Origin of the sequence: Mangrovibacterium diazotrophicum, assembly GCF_003610535.1 — a bacterium.
Lineage (GTDB): Bacteria > Bacteroidota > Bacteroidia > Bacteroidales > Prolixibacteraceae > Mangrovibacterium > Mangrovibacterium diazotrophicum.
Window position 1 is genome coordinate 310,472 of record NZ_RAPN01000002.1, and the last position, 17,431, is coordinate 327,902.

A 17,431-nucleotide genomic window follows, 5' to 3' on the forward strand; every position below is an offset into this window, starting at 1 on the left:
CAAAAGCGTGTCGTCTTTCAATCAAAGTAAGCTGTTAAACCTTGGAAGCACAGTACAAAAACATTCACCAGGACATTATTGACCAGTGCAAACTGGGCAGCCGCGACGCACAATTTCAGCTGTATAAATTGTACTACAAATCGATGTACAATACCAGCCTGCGAATTGTGGCCAACAGCAACGACGCGGAAGATATCATGCAGGAATCGTTTTTAAGTGCTTTCCGAAAGCTTGACACTTACGAAGGAAAAGTTAGTTTTGGCGCCTGGCTAAAGAAAATTGTGGTCAACCGTTCTTTGGATTATTTGAAAAAACGTCGCGTCGTTTTCGAGGAAATCAACGAGCGCGTGATGGACGAGGAACCGGATCCGCGGATGGAGATTCGGGAAATTGACCTGAACAAGCTGAAAAAAGCCGTAATGCAATTGCCGGAAGGTTATCGCGTCGTCCTGAGTCTTTACCTACTCGAGGGCTACGATCACGACGAAATATCTGAAATCCTGAACATCACCAATGTTTCGTCGCGCACGCAATTGTTACGGGCTAAAAAGAAACTGCGGGATATTCTGGTCAAGGACGAACTGTTTTCCTTCAACTAAAAGATGGAATGTAAAAAAGCAACATGATGAACGATTTTGATGACATACTGGAAAAAACCTTTCGCGACAACAAAGCGATATTCGAAGAGGACGCTCCCCCGGGGCACTTCGAACGGTTTGAGCAACGGCTGAACCAACAGCACATTCGCCCGTTTTACCGGCAACGTAAGTTTTACCTGCGGGTTGCTGCAGCAGTTGTTTTTGTGCTGCTGGTCGGCAACCAGGTTCGCATGTACATGGATCGCCCGGCCGAGCAGCCGGCAACACTTTCGAGCGTTTCGCCTGAATACCGCGAAGCTGAATTTTATTACACAACATCCATCGACGAGGGAATGCGCCACTGGAAGCGACTGACAGCCGACGGTGAGATTTCTCAGGAAGAGCAGGATATGATGAAACAGGAAATTGCCGAATTCGACGCAACCTATAAACGATTGCAGGAAGAACTCGCAGCGAATCCAGAAGACGAGCGCGTCATCAATGCGATGCTCGAGCTTTACCAAACCCGGTTGAGCATCATCAACCTGATCATTAACAAACTGGAAGACATTAAAAAATTAAAAGAAAATAACCATGATGAAAGTGAAATTTAAAATCCTGATTGCCCTGCTGGCTCTGCTGCCGCTTGGTTTGAAAGCCGAAGATTACAGCAAAACAATCCACAAGGGCTACACAACGTCTCAAATTACGGCACTCGATGTTAGCAACAAATTCGGGACGATTGAGATTAACGATTTTGGCGGCGACTCGGTTACCGTTGACGTAACAATTACCGTTGAATCGAACAGTGAAGGACGTGCGGCACAGCTCATGAACCTGATTCAAATTAACATCAACCGCAGCGGCAGTGTGCTGAACGCGCAAACGGTCATTAGTGATGACTTCAAATCGAAACAAAACTTTTCGATCGATTACAAAATCAACATCCCTAAAGATCGCAAGCTGGATGTTCAAAACAAATTCGGCAATGTGGCCGTGCAAGCTTTGGATGCCGCAGGCAGTTTTGATATTTCGTACGGAAATCTTACAGCAGGCGTGTTGAACTCTCCGGGCGACGGCGTTCTGCTCGACCTCTCGTACGGCAAAGCCGATATTGAATCGGTGAATAAAATGCAAGGCGAAGTAAAGTATTCGAAGGTTTACGTTGGACAAGCAGGCTTCCTGAGTATGGAAACCAAATACTCCGGCATCAACGTTGACGAGCTGCAATCGCTTAGCCTCGAATCAAAATACGACGATGTGAAGCTGGGCCATGTTGGTTCTGTTACAGCCGAGTCGAAATACACGAATTACTCGCTGGACGAATTATCCGGATCAATGAATATTAATACCGAATACGGATCAGTTCGGGTTGGCAAAGTACTCCCTAATTTCAGCAAAATCGAGATCACCAACAGCTATGGCGGAATCTCCCTGGGTATGGATCAGCTCTCGTACCTGCTGGACGCCGATTGCGATTACTGCGATGTGAAATATCCGACAGAAAGCTTCCAGGGCAACCGTCAAAAAGACAATTCACGCCTGCAGGTAGAAGGCAACGTTGGAACACCATCCGGAGGACAACAAGTGATTATTAAAAGTCGCTACGGCGGAATAAAACTAAATAAGTAGGAAACACCCAAAAACATGAAGCCACAAGTATCTCGCTTGTGGTTTTTTTGTATTTTAGTCTATCGAGTGGTATGACTAAAAGACTTCACATTATAAGTTTTAATAACCCCAGTCCGCCCGATTACGGAGGTGTGATTGATGTGTATTACAAGCTTCAGGCTTTGCATCAGGCTGGTATCGAAATCTATTTTCACTGTTTCGAATATGACCGTCCCCGCACTCCTGAATTGGAACAGTTTTGCCACCAGGTTTTCTACTATCCCCGACAGACCGGCATAGAAGCTCAACTGAGCATCATCCCTTACATTGTCAAAAGCCGGAATCACCCGGATTCATTGAAAAACCTGCTTTCTGTCACAGCCCCTATTCTTTTTGAAGGCTTGCACACCTGCTATTTGCTGAATCACCCCCTACTGGACGCTTACAAGAAATTGGTGAGGGCTCACAACATCGAACACCAATATTATTTCAACCTATATATTTCTGAATCAACCATCCAAAAGCGATGGTATTTCGCTGTTGAAAGTTTACGGCTGAGGCTGTTTGAAAACCGCCTGAAAAAAGCACAGTGTATTTTATCGATTTCATCGACAGAAACCGCCTATTTCCAATCCCATTTTGGCGATACCCGTTTTATTCCGGCTTTTCATCCGTACAAAGAACTGACAACGAAGCCCGGCTGGGGTGAATACCTGCTCTTTCACGGAAATCTGAGCGTTAACGAAAACCAAAAAGCAGTAAAATACCTCATTCGAAAAGTGTTTTCGCAAATTACGGTCAGCTTCGTCATTGCAGGTAAAAATCCGCCGGAGTGGCTGACAGATATGGTAAAAGACATTCCGCATATTTCGCTAATTGCCAATCCCCCGCAGGAACGAATGAATCGTCTGATTAAAGAAGCACATATCTGTGTGATTCCTTCGTTCCAGGGAATCGGGATGAAGCTGAAATTGCTGACTTCACTTTTTACCGGGAAACATTGCCTCACAAATTCGACCATGGTAATGGGAACAGATTTGAAAAATCTTTGCCATATTGCGGACACGCCGCAGGAAATGGTTCAATCCATTCAGAAACTAATGGAGGAGCCTTTTACCAAAAATGAGATTCACCGGCGGAAATTAAAACTTGAAACATTTTATTCGAATGAAATTAACGCCCAAAAGATTATCGACCTTTTGTAGCCTGATCCTAATTTTTCTTCTGCCTTCTTTCGGGAATGCGCAGGCCTACCAAATCAATATCGATATTCCGGCGTACCGCGACAGCCAGCTCATTGTGGCCGGTTATTATTTCGGCAACCTGTTCGTGAAAGACACCCTTCAGTTGAATTCCTCCGGACATGCCATTTTTCAGGGAGTTAAACCGTTGGATGAAGGAATCTACCAACTTTACCTCAACAACAAAACCTCTTACGATTTTCTGGTTGGTTCGGATCAAAAATTCAATATTACAATTCCTGCCGGTTCGAAAAAAGCTGAGATAAAAGGCGCTGTAGAAAGTGAAAAATTTCAGGGCTACATTAACTTCCTGGCCAAGCAAAAAAACAAGTTCCACGAACTGTCGGACAAAGAGCAACGCCTAAGTCCAAAATCGGATTCACTGCAAAAAGTGAAAACCGAGATCCAAAAGCTGGATAAGGACGTGAAGAAATACCGGTTTCAGGAAGGGACGAAAAACAAGGACAACTTCTACGGTAAAGTTTTATTGGCTGGACACCAGGTTGAGCTGGATGATTCACAAATTCCGCCAGCTTACCAAGCCCGCGATTCGCTAAAATGGGTGTACGAATATAATTTTCGCAAAAATCATTATTGGGATTATTTCGATTTGGGCGACATTGGACTTTGGCACACCCCCTTTGTAAAAGACCGCTTGACGGAATATTTCAACCGCGTGCTTCTGCAGTCGCCCGACAGCGTTTTACCCGAGGCAATCCGCATCATCGAAGAACACCGCGACAACCCGGAGTTGTTTCAGAACCTCACGTCCTTCCTGACAAACAACAGCATCCAATCGAAAGTGATGGGAATGGAAAATGTGTTTGTGGCACTGGCCGAACGCTACTACCTGAGCGGACAGGCAAGCTGGGCTGATGAAAAAACACTGGAAAATATTGGCCGCGAAGTTGCCCTGCGTAAAAACAATCTCGTTGGCCACATTGCTCCCGAACTTTTGCTGGAAGGTGCCAACGGCGAATTTCACAGCTTGCACCAAAGCCCAACGGCTTATACCTTACTCGTTTTTTGGGAACCGGGTTGCAGCCATTGCAAGCACGAAATCCCCAAACTGTACGACGAAATTTTCCTGAAAGCCAAACCCTCGCAACTCTCCGTTTACGCTGTTTACACCATGACCGATAAAAAGGAATGGACAGACTTTATTGACGAGCACGAGTTGAACGACTGGATGAATCTTTGGGATCCCACCCAAATTTCGGACATGAAACTGCTCTACGGCGTACGTACCACTCCTTCGCTTTTTCTTCTGGATAAAGACAAAAAGATTGTCGCCAAACAGTTGGATATTCCCGGCATGAAACGCCTGCTAAAGGTTCTAAACGTGATGCAATAAAAACATTAGGTATTCTTCAATGGGAAGCTTACCTTCGGCCCCCCGAAACACCGCCTAAAAACAAAGGCATACTTTCGCGTGTTAAAACTGGTATAAAACTCACAGGAAGAGTGGTAGAGGAATTGCGTATGGAAACAGATAAATTTAAAAATCTACGATACAGGCTAATGGAAACCGAGACGTGGCCGCTCGAATACATGTTCAAGTTTATAACGCCTAACCATGAGGGAAAAGTGGAACAAATAAAGGCGATCCTTCCCGACAACGGTCAGTTTTCGTTCAAACACACTTCCAGCCTGAAACACGTGGCAATCACCTGTGTTGCAACGATGAAAAATGCAGACGAGATTATTGAGATCACCGAACGGGTAGACCGGATTGATGGCGTGCTGATCCTGTAACGGAGCAATTATTCTTTACTTCGGGCTTTCTTTTCGTAGTAAGAGGCTATTGCGAAAAGTGCCACGACCACGCTAACTACGATCGACATGATTTGCATGACTGACATAAGCTAAGGTTTTAGTTGTTACAGCAGCCAAAATAAGAGATCACTAACAAATTATGTATTCCTGCCGGCATGCTTTGCGGCATTTTCGAGATGTGATATCGAAATTAGTCAATAAACTAATAATCAGATTTAGTTAAGAATTTTACTCCCCGCCCAGGTAAAGCACCTTTTGCGTGTAGTTCTTTCCGCTGATTTGGCTGGTTAACCGCACAAAATAAATTCCGGGACGAAAACCGTTGAAGTCGAAAGCCATGCGATCAAGCCCTGTCAAAGTTGAACTTACGGCATAACGATTTCCCAGCAGGTCGAAAATTTCCGGTTTTGAAGGTTGCACATCATCCTCGAACCGAATCGTCAGTTCCTGTCCGTAAACGAACGGATTCGGGTAAGCGACCACATCTACATTTTCGTCTTCAAACGGGTTGTATTCAACCGACTCGTCATAGAAGCAAACCAAAGCCTCCATCACTGCAGCCGAACCATTTGTGGTGTTGCTTTTTTCCGAATAGCTGTACCAATCTCCGCCATCGCGGATAAAAAATGAATTGGAAGTATCGTCAGTCCGATCTGCCAGGAAGACAGCAAATACATCATTCGCTCCCAAATCCTCGATTGACCAGGCGAGGTAGAAATTTCCATCGGTGCTTACCTGCTGATCAAAAGCCAGGTAATTCATCACACCCGCTTCCTGGTTGGTCAGCTCAAAATCCTGACTGTACAGCAAAGTACCGGGAATATCTCCCCCTTCATAAACTGAAACAGTCAATACTGCAATTGACGAACTGATTGATTTATTGGCAATGCCCAAAGTTAGCCCCTGAACGTTGCAAGAAGTTTCAAATTGAAAAGCTTCCGCAAATTCAGTAAAACCATATGCATTTGTTCCGCTGTAGTAGCCACTGCTTTCATTCGTAACATCAATTAGTCCATCGAAGTGCGAGTCCGCGTCTTTCATATTGGTGAGAACGGTACATTGCTGCTCATCCGCGTAAGGATTCAAGCCGGAAATAGCTGTTGTTCCTGAATTATTCGGGTCAAGCCAGGTTTTCAACTGCTTGTCGCTTTCGGAGAAATGGTTCCAGGCAAAGCGAAATTGCGCAAAGTAATCATTCACCGGGTTAGAGCAGGTTGCCTCGCCGCCCACCAGCGAACCGCGCACGCGCATGTCCGGATCGATCAACGCCGCTCCTGATGAACCGGCCTCGGTGGTTCCTTCTTCCCAATTCGATATCTGCCAAAACGAGCCGGAAACATAATCCTCTGAATACGAAGCTGCCGAAGGAGAATTGCGGTCAATCGCCACTTTCTTAATGTCGCCCAGCGGATGATGAATGGAAACCGTAGAATCAGGCGCCGAAGATGAATGATCCCATCCCAAATAGTACGGCTGGTAACTCTTAGGCGGCGCCACACTCAGCTCAACCAAACTAAAATCGAGCTCTGAAGAACTGGCCCTCAGGCTACTGCCACTCAGCGAATTCAAAACCTCGCCATCAATACTCTTACAATAAGGTGATTCATAATTAAACAGGAAAACGCTGCTTGAGGCATCGGTCGCATTTTCAATACAGTGACTCGCCGTTAACAGATAAGGCGTGCTATCAGCGGGTACATCGTTCAGTAATGTTCCGGTACACAGTTCGGTTCCCCGAATCAAGATTCGGCAAACTCCGTTGGCTGCTTCACGGTATTTTTGCAGGTAATCACAATTGACGTTCACATTACACGACCCCGACTCACCCAATGGACGACGGTCGCCGTTGTACGCTTTCAGGCCAACAAAATCGTGGTTCACCGACTCCAGAACCAGCTCGCCACTGAACTCGGCATCTAGTGGTTCTTCATATTGCAGAATGAGGCGATCGCCGGCTACCGGCATCGTTGCCAGCACACCGTCGGACTTGTTATTTTGAGCAGTGAAGGCACCGATCAGATCACTTCCATCTTCGGAAAACAAAAACAAACGTGCACCTTCCGGCACGTAATAACGGCTAAAAATTACATTCAGCGACAAAGCTCCCGGAGATTCCAGTTTCAATTGCCAAATTTTCCAGTCACCGGATTCAATCCAGGTTCCCGAGTTTTCAGTCGAAAAATCGACCGGAATCGAATACGCAAACCGAAAAGCTTTGAGTTGCGGTTGTTCCTTCTGCAAATTTTTTACCAACTGAATTTCTTCGGCAGGAACCGTTAGCGACACAAACGAGCTGGCCCGGGCCACCTTCAATTGCTGAATCGGCATCGGCTGTCCGCCTTGTGAAAGTTGCGCCCAAAGCGGCAAGCATGCTAGACTAAAAAACAGCAGGAGAATACTTTTTAATTGCATAGATTGAATTCGAACACAATCAAATTTATAAAATTTAGATACAAAACAGATCATATTCCAGCTTTAAGCCAATGATCCAACAATTTAAACGAAGCGTTTGGCAAACAATTTTACAACACACTACTTTTCTTTATTTTTGGAGATATGAAAGTACTAGTCATGTATGTCAACCGCTTTAGTTACAAAACTGCGGAGAAAAACCTGCCAAGCATCGAAGAGCTGGACGAGAGCCGGGAATTTACCGATTCGGTTTTGGCCTTCATCCAGGTTGAAGAAAAAGATGAACTGAAGGACGTGGCCAGCCGCGAGAAAAAGCTGGTCAACCACTTGAAATGGACCGCCCGAAAAAATGAAGCAAACAGAATTATCCTGCACTCTTTCGCGCATCTGTCCGAGTCGAAGGCGTCGGTGCCTTTTACGCACGAGCTGTTCAACCTGGCCGAAAAACGATTGCAAAATGCCGGCTATGAAACCGCCCAAACTCCGTTCGGCTATTTCCTTGATCTTCAAATTGATGCTCCCGGGTTTTCGCTTGCCCGCATTTGGGCCGAACTCTGATGGCAGAGAGCAAAGGGCATGGAGGATAGGGCAAAGAGCGAAGAAACGTCACCCCATGCAAAAACTCGAAACACAAAACCCGAAGCTCGTAACTCTTAACACAACACGAAATTTGAAACTTGTCAACTTACATACACATTTCCCGTTAACCGGTCAGCAAATCGGACTGGTGAATCACAATGTTTTGTTGCCCTTCCAACCGCAAGCGGAACAATTTTATTCGGTTGGGCTGCATCCCTGGGATTTGGATCAGGCAACTGATGATAAATGGCTCGATACATTGGAATCACTTTTGGCACACCCGCAGGTGTTGGCCGTCGGCGAGTGTGGTATCGACCGGACATTGGAAACCCCGGTTGAGAAGCAAATCCACTTTTTCCGACGACAACTTGAATTGGCTGAAAAACACGCCAGGCCGCTGATTTTGCATGCTGTGCGTAGTTATTCAGATCTCCTTCAACTCAAAAAACAAAGCGCGTCCAAATTGCCCTGGATTTTACATGGCTACCAAGCCAATGCTGAGACCACCAAACAGCTGGCACAAATGGGTTTCTATTTCTCGCTCGGCACTGCCCTTTTGAACGATCGTCAAAAACTCAACCAATCATTGGCCGAAATACCACCCTCACAGCTATTTTTCGAAACCGACGAGAGCACTGAAAATATTGAAAGTATTTATATTTTTGCCGCCGGGCAACTGAAAACGACCGCAGAAAAGCTACGCTATCAGGTGCTTGAGAATTATCAACGTATATTTTGACAAATGAAGAACTGGCAGGAACGAACCCTTTTGATGTTGGGTGAAGAAGGATTGGCAAAACTAACCAACGCACATGTACTGGTTGTTGGATTAGGCGGAGTTGGAGCGTATGCAGCAGAACAAATTTGCCGCGCCGGAGTGGGTAAAATGACAATCGTTGACGGCGATGTGGTGGAAGCCACCAACCGCAACCGCCAGTTGCCGGCCCTGATCAGTAACGACGGCAAACCCAAGGCTGAAATTATGGGTGCCCGATTCCGCGACATCAACCCGAATATTGAAGTAACCGTTATCAACGAGTACCTCAAGGACGATCGCATGATCGAAATCCTCGAGGCCGACAAATACGACTATGTGGTTGACGCCATTGATACCCTTTCGCCCAAGGTATTCCTGATTTACCACAGCGTACAACGCAACATCCCGATCGTCAGTTCCATGGGTGCCGGGGGCAAATTCGACCCGACACAAATTCGCAACAGCGACATTTCAAAATCGTATAACTGCAAGCTGGCCCGGATGCTACGAAAACGTCTTTACAAATTGGGGGTTCGCAAAGGCGTTCAGGTGGTGTTCTCGCCCGAAGAGGTAGACAAAGAACGGGTGCGTGTTGAAGAAGGCCGAAACAAGAAATCAGCTGTAGGAACGATATCGTACATGCCGCCACTGTTTGGCTGCCACATTGCATCGGTTGTCATTCGAAATTTGCTTGGAGAAAATATCTGATTGGTACAATCATTGTTGCTCGTACAAAAACGCTGAAACCATGAAAACAACGCCGCTCTTCTCTCTTTTGTCAATCACCGCAATTCTTCTTTTATCTTCCTGTACAGGGCCACAGAAGATCACCAAATTGGTTCCGGAAGAAGAACCACAAAAATGGTTGTACGGTCAGGCTTTGGTCGTCGACTCGGTATACGGCATCAATTATGAAATCGGCTTCGACCGATACGAGGATGGGGCCTATTGGTTTGACTTTCATATTACCAACCGTTCCAACATGCCGCTGTTGGTTGATCCATCGCAGTTTACCTGCCAGGCATTCGATGCCTTGATGAATCCGAAGACATTGGAGCCCGTCAATGCTATCGACCCCGAAGGTAAAATCCTGCAATTCGACAAAGGCATTGCCAGCAACGAAAATATTGCCCGAAACAGAACTGGACTTGTCATCATGGGTATTGGCGCCAGTATCGTGGCCAATGCCATCATAGGCACCGAAAACCCGGCCAACGATAACATCCGCTACGCCGTTACCGACGGCATTATGAGTACAGCTATTGCCGCAGGAGACGAAGCACGTTTCCAGGCACAGAACCTGAACGATCTGAAAGAAGCCTGGGAAAACGGAACAATTCGGAAGACAACATTGGAGACCAATTTTTCGATGCACGGGAAAGTCTTCTTCCCCGGCACACCCGATGCCAGCTTCCTGAAATTATTTATACCGGTTGATGACGAAACACTTGAATTTGATTACAAGCAATTGCAACTCGCTGTCAAATAGTCTTCAATCAAACCTATAAAAGTAAAATTTAGCCACCTCCCTGAATTTCTTTCTTCGTAGTTATTTTTATTTTTTCCAAATAAGCCTTTGCGATTATTAAAACATTTTCCTAGGTTTGTCGGAAATATCACTCTATACTCGGATGATTAACAGCAAAACATACTCTCTTTCTGCAAGCACCACTTCCATGATGCTTTCTGCTGTTTTCATGCCTTCCATGTCTATGTGCATGCGATAGCCTTCATTCGGTATTCCCCCGGGATATGGATTGAAGGCGTATAAATTCTGAGTGTAAAATTTCCTCTACTTTATTTTCAAAAATATTAGGCTATGTCCGAATGTATTGTCCGGTTTAGCGGTAATAACCTGAAAGAACCGCTTGTACTTAACAGTTTGGTCAAATTGCTTGATCAAGCCAATTCGAAACATGTTTTAGTGATCTCTTCACCACGCGAAATACAATCGCTGCTTGCGTTGGGGATCAAAACATTGAGTAGTCCCGGTGGCAAACCGGAGTTGTTAATTGCGCAAATCAAAGCTGAAATAAACGCCATTAAAGCGATTTATAAACTCGGTCCCTCGGCGCAGTTAAAAAGCCAAATGGAAAAGTTGGAAATCCTGTTAAAAGGAATTCATTATACCGGCGACTTCTCTCCAGCCCTACAGGATCAGGTGCTTACATTTGCTGAAAAAATCTCGGCAATCCTGGTTGCTGAAATTTTGCTGTCGCACCAAATAGAATCGCAAACGATTTTCCCTGAAGACCTTGGGTTGATTGTAACTGAGGAATTCGGGAATGCCACTGTCTCAATTTCAGAAACAGCAGCAAAAGTAAAAGCAGCAGAATTTGGCAAAATAACATTGATCCCTGGATCTTACGGCGTCACCAAAGGTGGAAAAATTGCCCGGATCGGCGATCGTGCAGCAGACTACACTGCTGCCACACTGGCGTCCATTTTCGATGCATCTCACCTGGAACTTTGGCAAATCGGAACTCCCTTCAAAACGGCAGATGAGAAATATGTCGACAATCCGTCGTACATCGAAAGCCTGACTTACGCAGAAGCCTCGGAGCTGTCCTACTTCAACTACTCGGGTATTCACCCCCGAATTGTTGAGCCTTTAGTCGACAAACATATTCCGATTCTGGTCTACGAACTGAAAGACGGAGAAAAAATACTGCACACCAGAATCAATTCAAAAAGCATCATTGCACCGCAGGTTGTCAAAAGCGTAGCGCACACCGACGATATTGCCGTTTTGAAGCTCAATGGTCCGGGTGTTGGGTTCAAACCGGGTATCCTGGCAAAGGTAACCGGCGCATTCAACAAGAACCATATTAATATCCGATCTGTTATTACCGCACAAACCAGCATCAATATCATGATCGATAAAGCATCAACCGCACAAGTTCGCCAATTAACGCAGGAACTCAACCTTCCCTCCGTGAGCCAGGTTGAAATTGAAGACAAAGTCTCGCTGATTGCAATTGTCGGTCACGGAATGCAACAAAACCACGGTATTTCTGCTTCGCTGTTTACAGCTGTCGCCAAAAACAAAATCAATGTGCTTTTGAGCGGATCCGGGGCTTCCGACCTGGTTAGCTACCTGGTGGTCGACGAGCAGGACAAAGCCAAAGCCATTCAGGAAATACACAAGATTTTCTTCACAAAAACAGACGCATAAAAATTTCACATACCTAAAAAACAAAAACAATGACAAGTAAAAATTTAAAATTCGAGACACTGCAGTTGCACGCAGGTCAAGAAGTTGATCCCACAACAGGCTCTCGTGCTGTACCAATCTACCAAACAACATCCTACGTTTTCGAAAACTCGGAACAAGCAGCCAATCGTTTTGCTTTGAGTGAGTTTGGGAATATTTACACCCGCTTGATGAACCCAACTTCGGATGTGTTTGAAAAAAGAATTGCCGCTCTTGAAGGTGGTGTCGCTGCATTGTCAACCTCTTCGGGTCATGCTGCTCAGTTTTTAGTTTGCAATCAGTTGCTGACACCGGGAGACAACATTGTAAGCTCTCCCTTTTTATACGGTGGTACCTACAACCAATTCAAAGTATCTTTCAAAAACTTTGGTTGGGAAGCCCGCATGACCAAGGACCTGAAACCGGAGTCTTTCGAAGAATTGATTGACGAGAAAACCAAAATCATCTACCTGGAGACAATTGGTAACCCGGGCTTCGTCATTCCAGACTTCGACGCGATTGCTGCAGTGGCTAAAAAATACGACATCCCATTGGTTGTCGACAATACCTTTGCCGGAGGTGGTTATTTGTTCCGCCCAATCGAGCACGGTGCAAACATCGTTGTTGAGTCGGCTACAAAATGGATCGGCGGACACGGAACCAGCCTTGGTGGTGTCATTGTTGATGGTGGTAACTACAACTGGGGGAATGGTAAGTTCCCAAGTTTCACCGAGCCTTCCGAAGGGTATCATGGCATAAAGTTCTGGGATATTTTTAACTTTGACGGCCCGTTCGGAAACATTGCTTTTATTATCAAAGCACGTGTTGAAGGATTGCGTGATTTCGGTCCGGCTCCAAGCCCGTTCAACTCATTCCTTTTACTGCAAGGCTTGGAAACCTTGTCGTTAAGAATGGAGCGACATGTTGAAAATGCGCAAAAACTGGCGGAATGGTTAGAAAACCACCCAAAAGTTGAAAGTGTCAATTATCCGGGATTGAAAAGCAGTCCGTCGTACGAACTGGCGAAGAAATACCTGCCCAAAGGTGCCGGAAGCATGCTTTCGTTAATTGTAAAAGGCGGAGTTGAAGAAGCCAAGAAAATTGTTGAAGGCCTCGAATTGGTGAGCCACCTGGCAAACGTTGGCGATGCAAAAACACTGATTATTCAGCCTGCAGCAACCACGCACCAGCAACTATCGGCCGAAGCCCAACTGGCAGCAGGTGTTTACCCGGCACAGTTGCGTATTTCTGTTGGTCTGGAACATATCGACGACATTATCGCCGATTTCGAACAGGCACTGAGTAAGATTTAACTTGTAAATCAGCATAACCCGGAGCAATGCTCCGGGTACATTATAAAAAAGGAAAATTGTTATGCCATTAAATATTCCCGACAAATTACCTGCAATTGAATTGTTGCTTCAGGAAAACATCTTCGTGATTGATCAGACGCGGGCTGCCCAACAGGATATTCGTCCGCTAAAAATCGTCATTCTGAACCTGATGCCACTCAAAATTACGACTGAGACGGATTTACTTCGGGTTTTGTCGAACTCGCCTTTGCAGATCGAAATTGATTTTCTGAAAATTAAGGATCACGAGCACAAGCACACTTCTGCCGAGCACATGGCCACTTTTTACAAAACGTTCGATCAGATCAAAAAGCAGAAATTTGATGGTATGATTATTACCGGTGCTCCGGTCGAGCATCTTCCTTTTGAAGAGGTAACCTATTGGGATGAAATTCGCGAGATCATGGATTGGTCGTTGACCAATGTGACGTCCTCGCTGTTTATTTGCTGGGCGTCGCAGGCTGCATTGTTTCATTTCTACGGTATTCCAAAATATGCGCTCGACAAGAAAATGTTCGGTGTGTTTCAGCACCGGATCTCCGATCGGAAGATTCCTATTTTCCGCGGATTCGACGATGAATATTACGTGCCTCACTCCCGTCACACCGAAGTGCGGGCCGAAGATATCGAGAAAGTTGAAGGACTGGATATCATCTCTTCATCTGACGTATCGGGAGTCAACATGGTTATGGCACGCAATGGACGCCAGATTTTCATTACCGGGCACGCCGAATATTCAAGAATGACGCTGGACGGCGAATATAAAAGGGATGTCTCGAAAAATCTCCCGATTGAAGTTCCGGCCAACTATTACCCCAACGACGATCCGAATGAAAAGCCGGTTCTGCGCTGGCGTTCGGCGGCTGACTTGCTGTTTACAAACTGGTTAAACTATTACGTTTACCAGGAAACACCGTACAACCTCGACGACATTAAATAAATTTTGGTTCTCGGCATTGAAAACCGACGAATACAAAATGATAAAATTAAGCCCCGGAAGCCGGATTCTCTGCTTCGGGGCTTTTTTCTTCTTCCGGAAAATGCCTAATTTTAGGCGAACCAAAAAACACAAACGATGACTCAACAGAAGAAGTTCGCAGTTGTTCTTTCCGGTTGCGGCGTTTACGACGGCGCCGAAATTCATGAAGCTACTCTTACCATGTTGGCAATTGCCAAGGCCGGCGCGTCGTACACCATCTTTGCTCCAAATATCAATCAACATCATGTTATTAATCACCTTACCGGCGAGGAAATGCCGGAAACGCGTAATGTTTTAGTTGAATCCGCACGAATTGCCCGTGGCAAAATTCAGGATTTAAAAGAATACAATCCGGCAGACTTCGACGCCATCGTTTTTCCGGGTGGTTTTGGTGCCGCAAAAAATCTCAGCTCTTTAGCGTTCGATGGACCAAATTGCTCGGTAAATGAAGATGTCGTTAAAGCGGTGAAATCGACAGCTGAAGCCGGCAAACCAATCGGGGCACTCTGCATCGCTCCTGCCGTCATTGCAAAAATTTTAGGTAAAGTTGATGTTACTATCGGAAACGATCCGGGTACAGCCGGTGCTATTGAAGCCATGGGTGGAAAACACGTCCCGGCTACGCACGGCGAAATTGTCATCGACAGAAATTACAAAGTGGTCACAACACCTTGTTACATGCTCGACGCTACAATCGACCAAATAGAAACCGGAGCTAAGAACGTGATCAAGACCATTTTATCGATGTCTTAACTATTTTGAACATTATCCCATTATTTAATCACGATTAAACTAAAAAAACATCCCTATTTGCAACAAATTCTCGGAAAATAATTAAAGACAAAAGCATCCTTATTTCCTTATAATCAATTAATAACAAGCTAAAGTCGACTTTCTTAACATTAAATTTAGAAATACCACAGCTTTTATTAAAACGGGTTTAAATAAGTGGCTTTTTCAAGCCTCACCCCTCTAAATTTTTATCTTTACGTCTCAATTTTCAGAGCAATTTATACTATTTCTTCATTATGAAACAAATCAAATACGTTACGCCCGAAGAGGCTGTAAAAGTTATAAAATCCGGAGATCGTGTTCACTTAAGTAGTGTGGCTGTTACGCCTCACACGCTTATTAAACCCATGGTAGAGCGTGGTCGGAACGGAGAACTTTACGATGTAAAAATTCAGCACATCCACGTTGAAGGCAAGTTAGACTACGCAGATCCTGAATTCGAGGGAATCTTCGTTTCGGAACAGTTTTTCGTTGGTGGAAACCTGCGCAAGCAAACGCAAGCCGGCTACGCTGACTACGTGCCTGTTTTCCTGAGTGAAACTCAAAAACTGATCCGCGAAGGTTACTGCAAAGTAAACGTAGCCATGGTAATGTGCTCGGTTCCTGACAAACACGGTTATGTGTCATTGGGAACTTCGGTTGACGCAACTCTTGCGGCCATTGAAACAGCTGATGTTGTAATCGCTGCTGTAAACCCGAACGTACCACGTGCTTTCGGCGACGCAATGGTGAATATCGACGACATTGACATTTTCGTTGAAGATGATATTCAATTGTATGCGCACGACATGGCGCCTCTTTCTGATATTGATGTCCAAATTGGTAAGAACGTTGCCGAGTTGGTTGAAGACGGAGCTTGTTTGCAAATGGGTATCGGTGGTATTCCGAACGCTGTTTTGGCACAGTTGGGTAACCACAAAGACTTGGGTGTTCACACTGAAATGTTCGCCGATGGTATTCTTCCGCTGGTTGAAGCTGGTGTTGTAACCGGTAAGCACAAAGCCATCGACAAAGGTAAAATGGTTGCTTCGTTCCTGATGGGTACCAAAGCGCTGTACGACTTCATCGATGATAACCCACGTGTTGCCATGATGGACGTTGGTTACACCAACAGCGTGAGCGTGATTCGCCAGTTGGACAAACTGACGGCAATCAACTCAGCATTAGCAATCGACCTGACAGGTCAGGTTTGTGCCGACTCAATCGGTATCAAACACTATTCAGGTGTTGGTGGCCAAATCGACTTCATCCGTGGTGCTGGTTATTCTAAAGGTGGTAAGCCAATTATCGCTCTACCTTCAGTAACTGCAAAAGGTGTTTCTAAAATTAGCCCGATTCTTCTCCCCGGTTCAGGCGTTGTAAGTACACGCTCTAACATGCACTGGGTTGTTACCGAATTCGGAGCGGTTAACTTATACGGAAAAACATTACAGGAACGTGCTAAATTGCTGATCTCAATTGCGCACCCCGATCACCGGGATTCGCTTGACCAGGCAGCCTTTGAGCGTTTCGGTTCTCACTTCCACTTTGTAAAAAAATCATACTAAATATCTTCAGCGGGCAAATTTCAAATGAAGTTTGCCCGCTTCACAACTAACCTTTTTAATCAAACCTCTGTATCAAGCAAACAACCAAGTCTTGATACATGGGATTTTTCGTATCTGAATTTTCGGCAGACATTCCGAAAACGAGCAATTTTGGAGACATTTTAAAATTTATATATCATTCATTACTTAAATTATTCATAAAAATGAAAATATCTCACATTGAACACATTGGAATCGCTGTAAAAAGCCTTGAAGAAGCAATTCCTTACTACGAAAACGTTTTAGGATTGAAGTGTTACAGCATTGAAGAAGTAGCTGACCAAAAGGTAAAAACTGCTTTCTTCAAAGTTGGAGAAGTGAAAATTGAATTGTTGGAATCAACTGATCCGGAAGGACCAATTGGTAAATTCATTGAGAAAAAAGGACAGGGTATTCACCACTTGGCTTTCGCTGTTGATGGTGTTGACGAAGCCTTAACTGAAGTTGAAGCTAACGGAGTAGCCCTGATCGACAAAAAAGCGCGCAAAGGTGCTGAAGGACTGAACATTGGTTTCCTTCACCCAAAATCAACACTGGGTGTGTTAACAGAGCTTTGCTGCGAATAATTTTATTGA

General features: G+C 45.2%; 17 protein-coding genes. 16 read left to right on the forward strand and 1 reads right to left on the reverse strand.

Translation table 11 applies throughout. The features are described 5' to 3' along the window. The first annotated feature begins 41 nt into the window (after positions 1-41). From BC643_RS17425 to BC643_RS17450, 6 genes are all read left to right on the forward strand, one after another. Entirely contained in the window at positions 42-599 is a 558-nt protein-coding gene (locus BC643_RS17425) for an RNA polymerase sigma factor (protein ID WP_120274546.1), read from the forward strand. A 23-nt stretch (positions 600-622) separates the two neighbouring features. Further along, on the forward strand, positions 623-1,192 hold the full coding sequence (locus tag BC643_RS17430) for a hypothetical protein (RefSeq protein ID WP_120274547.1): 570 nt from the start codon (positions 623-625) through the stop codon (positions 1,190-1,192). Further along, on the forward strand, positions 1,173-2,210 hold the full coding sequence (locus tag BC643_RS17435) for a hypothetical protein (RefSeq protein ID WP_120274548.1): 1,038 nt from the start codon (positions 1,173-1,175) through the stop codon (positions 2,208-2,210). Before BC643_RS17430 ends, BC643_RS17435 begins: the two co-directional genes overlap by 20 nt. Before the next feature lie 71 nt (positions 2,211-2,281). Continuing rightward, a complete protein-coding gene (locus BC643_RS17440) occupies positions 2,282-3,394 on the forward strand; it encodes a glycosyltransferase (RefSeq protein ID WP_120274549.1) in 1,113 nt (370 codons plus the stop codon). Continuing rightward, positions 3,357-4,784 (forward strand): TlpA disulfide reductase family protein, encoded by a 1,428-nt coding sequence (locus BC643_RS17445; protein WP_120274550.1) that lies wholly within the window; start codon positions 3,357-3,359, stop codon positions 4,782-4,784. Before BC643_RS17440 ends, BC643_RS17445 begins: the two co-directional genes overlap by 38 nt. A gap of 167 nt (positions 4,785-4,951) precedes the next feature. Continuing rightward, on the forward strand, positions 4,952-5,185 hold the full coding sequence (locus BC643_RS17450; protein ID WP_245995011.1) for a DUF493 family protein: 234 nt from the start codon (positions 4,952-4,954) through the stop codon (positions 5,183-5,185). A gap of 249 nt (positions 5,186-5,434) precedes the next feature. Here the strand turns inward: BC643_RS17450 and BC643_RS17455 are convergent, their stop codons facing one another. Next, positions 5,435-7,618 (reverse strand): T9SS type A sorting domain-containing protein, encoded by a 2,184-nt coding sequence (locus tag BC643_RS17455; RefSeq protein WP_170154609.1) that lies wholly within the window; start codon positions 7,616-7,618, stop codon positions 5,435-5,437. Positions 7,619-7,762: 144 nt separating this feature from the next. On the opposite strand from BC643_RS17455, the gene BC643_RS17460 reads away from it, so the two are divergent. The 10 genes from BC643_RS17460 to mce all read left to right on the forward strand — a co-directional run bounded on the left by BC643_RS17460 (position 7,763) and on the right by mce (position 17,422). Next, a complete protein-coding gene (locus BC643_RS17460; protein ID WP_120274553.1) occupies positions 7,763-8,176 on the forward strand; it encodes a threonyl-tRNA synthetase editing domain-containing protein in 414 nt (137 codons plus the stop codon). Positions 8,177-8,231: 55 nt separating this feature from the next. Then, positions 8,232-8,936 (forward strand): TatD family hydrolase, encoded by a 705-nt coding sequence (locus BC643_RS17465; protein WP_170154610.1) that lies wholly within the window; start codon positions 8,232-8,234, stop codon positions 8,934-8,936. A 3-nt stretch (positions 8,937-8,939) separates the two neighbouring features. Then, positions 8,940-9,662, forward strand: coding sequence for a tRNA threonylcarbamoyladenosine dehydratase (locus BC643_RS17470; protein ID WP_120274555.1), 723 nt, complete (start codon positions 8,940-8,942; stop codon positions 9,660-9,662). Between the two features lie 40 nt (positions 9,663-9,702). After that, positions 9,703-10,443: a hypothetical protein gene (locus BC643_RS17475; RefSeq protein WP_147377260.1), complete on the forward strand. Its 741-nt coding sequence runs from the start codon at positions 9,703-9,705 to the stop codon at positions 10,441-10,443. 330 nt (positions 10,444-10,773) lie between these two features. Further along, positions 10,774-12,129 (forward strand): ACT domain-containing protein, encoded by a 1,356-nt coding sequence (locus BC643_RS17480; RefSeq protein WP_120274557.1) that lies wholly within the window; start codon positions 10,774-10,776, stop codon positions 12,127-12,129. A 29-nt stretch (positions 12,130-12,158) separates the two neighbouring features. After that, entirely contained in the window at positions 12,159-13,460 is a 1,302-nt protein-coding gene (locus tag BC643_RS17485; protein WP_120274558.1) for an O-acetylhomoserine aminocarboxypropyltransferase/cysteine synthase family protein, read from the forward strand. Between the two features lie 61 nt (positions 13,461-13,521). Continuing rightward, positions 13,522-14,439, forward strand: a complete 918-nt coding sequence (metA, locus tag BC643_RS17490) for a homoserine O-acetyltransferase MetA (protein WP_120274559.1) — start codon at positions 13,522-13,524, stop codon at positions 14,437-14,439. A gap of 135 nt (positions 14,440-14,574) precedes the next feature. After that, on the forward strand, positions 14,575-15,231 hold the full coding sequence (gene elbB, locus BC643_RS17495; protein ID WP_120274560.1) for an isoprenoid biosynthesis glyoxalase ElbB: 657 nt from the start codon (positions 14,575-14,577) through the stop codon (positions 15,229-15,231). 275 nt (positions 15,232-15,506) lie between these two features. Then, a complete protein-coding gene (locus BC643_RS17500; RefSeq protein ID WP_211338129.1) occupies positions 15,507-16,817 on the forward strand; it encodes an acetyl-CoA hydrolase/transferase family protein in 1,311 nt (436 codons plus the stop codon). A 203-nt stretch (positions 16,818-17,020) separates the two neighbouring features. Next, entirely contained in the window at positions 17,021-17,422 is a 402-nt protein-coding gene (mce, locus tag BC643_RS17505) for a methylmalonyl-CoA epimerase (RefSeq protein ID WP_120274702.1), read from the forward strand. Positions 17,423-17,431 lie beyond the last annotated feature (9 nt).

Bases quoted from the DNA above. Each gene is read 5' to 3' on its own strand.
- BC643_RS17430 (WP_120274547.1), top strand. From the start codon at position 623: ATGATGAACGATTTTGATGACATACTGGAAAAAACCTTTCGCGACAAC.
- BC643_RS17435 (WP_120274548.1), top strand. From the start codon at position 1,173: ATGATGAAAGTGAAATTTAAAATCCTGATTGCCCTGCTGGCTCTGCTG.
- BC643_RS17440 (WP_120274549.1), top strand. From the start codon at position 2,282: ATGACTAAAAGACTTCACATTATAAGTTTTAATAACCCCAGTCCGCCC.
- BC643_RS17445 (WP_120274550.1), top strand. From the start codon at position 3,357: ATGAAATTAACGCCCAAAAGATTATCGACCTTTTGTAGCCTGATCCTA.
- BC643_RS17450 (WP_245995011.1), top strand. From the start codon at position 4,952: ATGGAAACCGAGACGTGGCCGCTCGAATACATGTTCAAGTTTATAACG.
- BC643_RS17455 (WP_170154609.1), bottom strand. From the start codon at position 7,618: ATGCAATTAAAAAGTATTCTCCTGCTGTTTTTTAGTCTAGCATGCTTG.
- BC643_RS17460 (WP_120274553.1), top strand. From the start codon at position 7,763: ATGAAAGTACTAGTCATGTATGTCAACCGCTTTAGTTACAAAACTGCG.
- BC643_RS17465 (WP_170154610.1), top strand. From the start codon at position 8,232: ATGCAAAAACTCGAAACACAAAACCCGAAGCTCGTAACTCTTAACACA.
- BC643_RS17470 (WP_120274555.1), top strand. From the start codon at position 8,940: ATGAAGAACTGGCAGGAACGAACCCTTTTGATGTTGGGTGAAGAAGGA.
- BC643_RS17475 (WP_147377260.1), top strand. From the start codon at position 9,703: ATGAAAACAACGCCGCTCTTCTCTCTTTTGTCAATCACCGCAATTCTT.
- BC643_RS17480 (WP_120274557.1), top strand. From the start codon at position 10,774: ATGTCCGAATGTATTGTCCGGTTTAGCGGTAATAACCTGAAAGAACCG.
- BC643_RS17485 (WP_120274558.1), top strand. From the start codon at position 12,159: ATGACAAGTAAAAATTTAAAATTCGAGACACTGCAGTTGCACGCAGGT.
- metA (WP_120274559.1), top strand. From the start codon at position 13,522: ATGCCATTAAATATTCCCGACAAATTACCTGCAATTGAATTGTTGCTT.
- elbB (WP_120274560.1), top strand. From the start codon at position 14,575: ATGACTCAACAGAAGAAGTTCGCAGTTGTTCTTTCCGGTTGCGGCGTT.
- BC643_RS17500 (WP_211338129.1), top strand. From the start codon at position 15,507: ATGAAACAAATCAAATACGTTACGCCCGAAGAGGCTGTAAAAGTTATA.
- mce (WP_120274702.1), top strand. From the start codon at position 17,021: ATGAAAATATCTCACATTGAACACATTGGAATCGCTGTAAAAAGCCTT.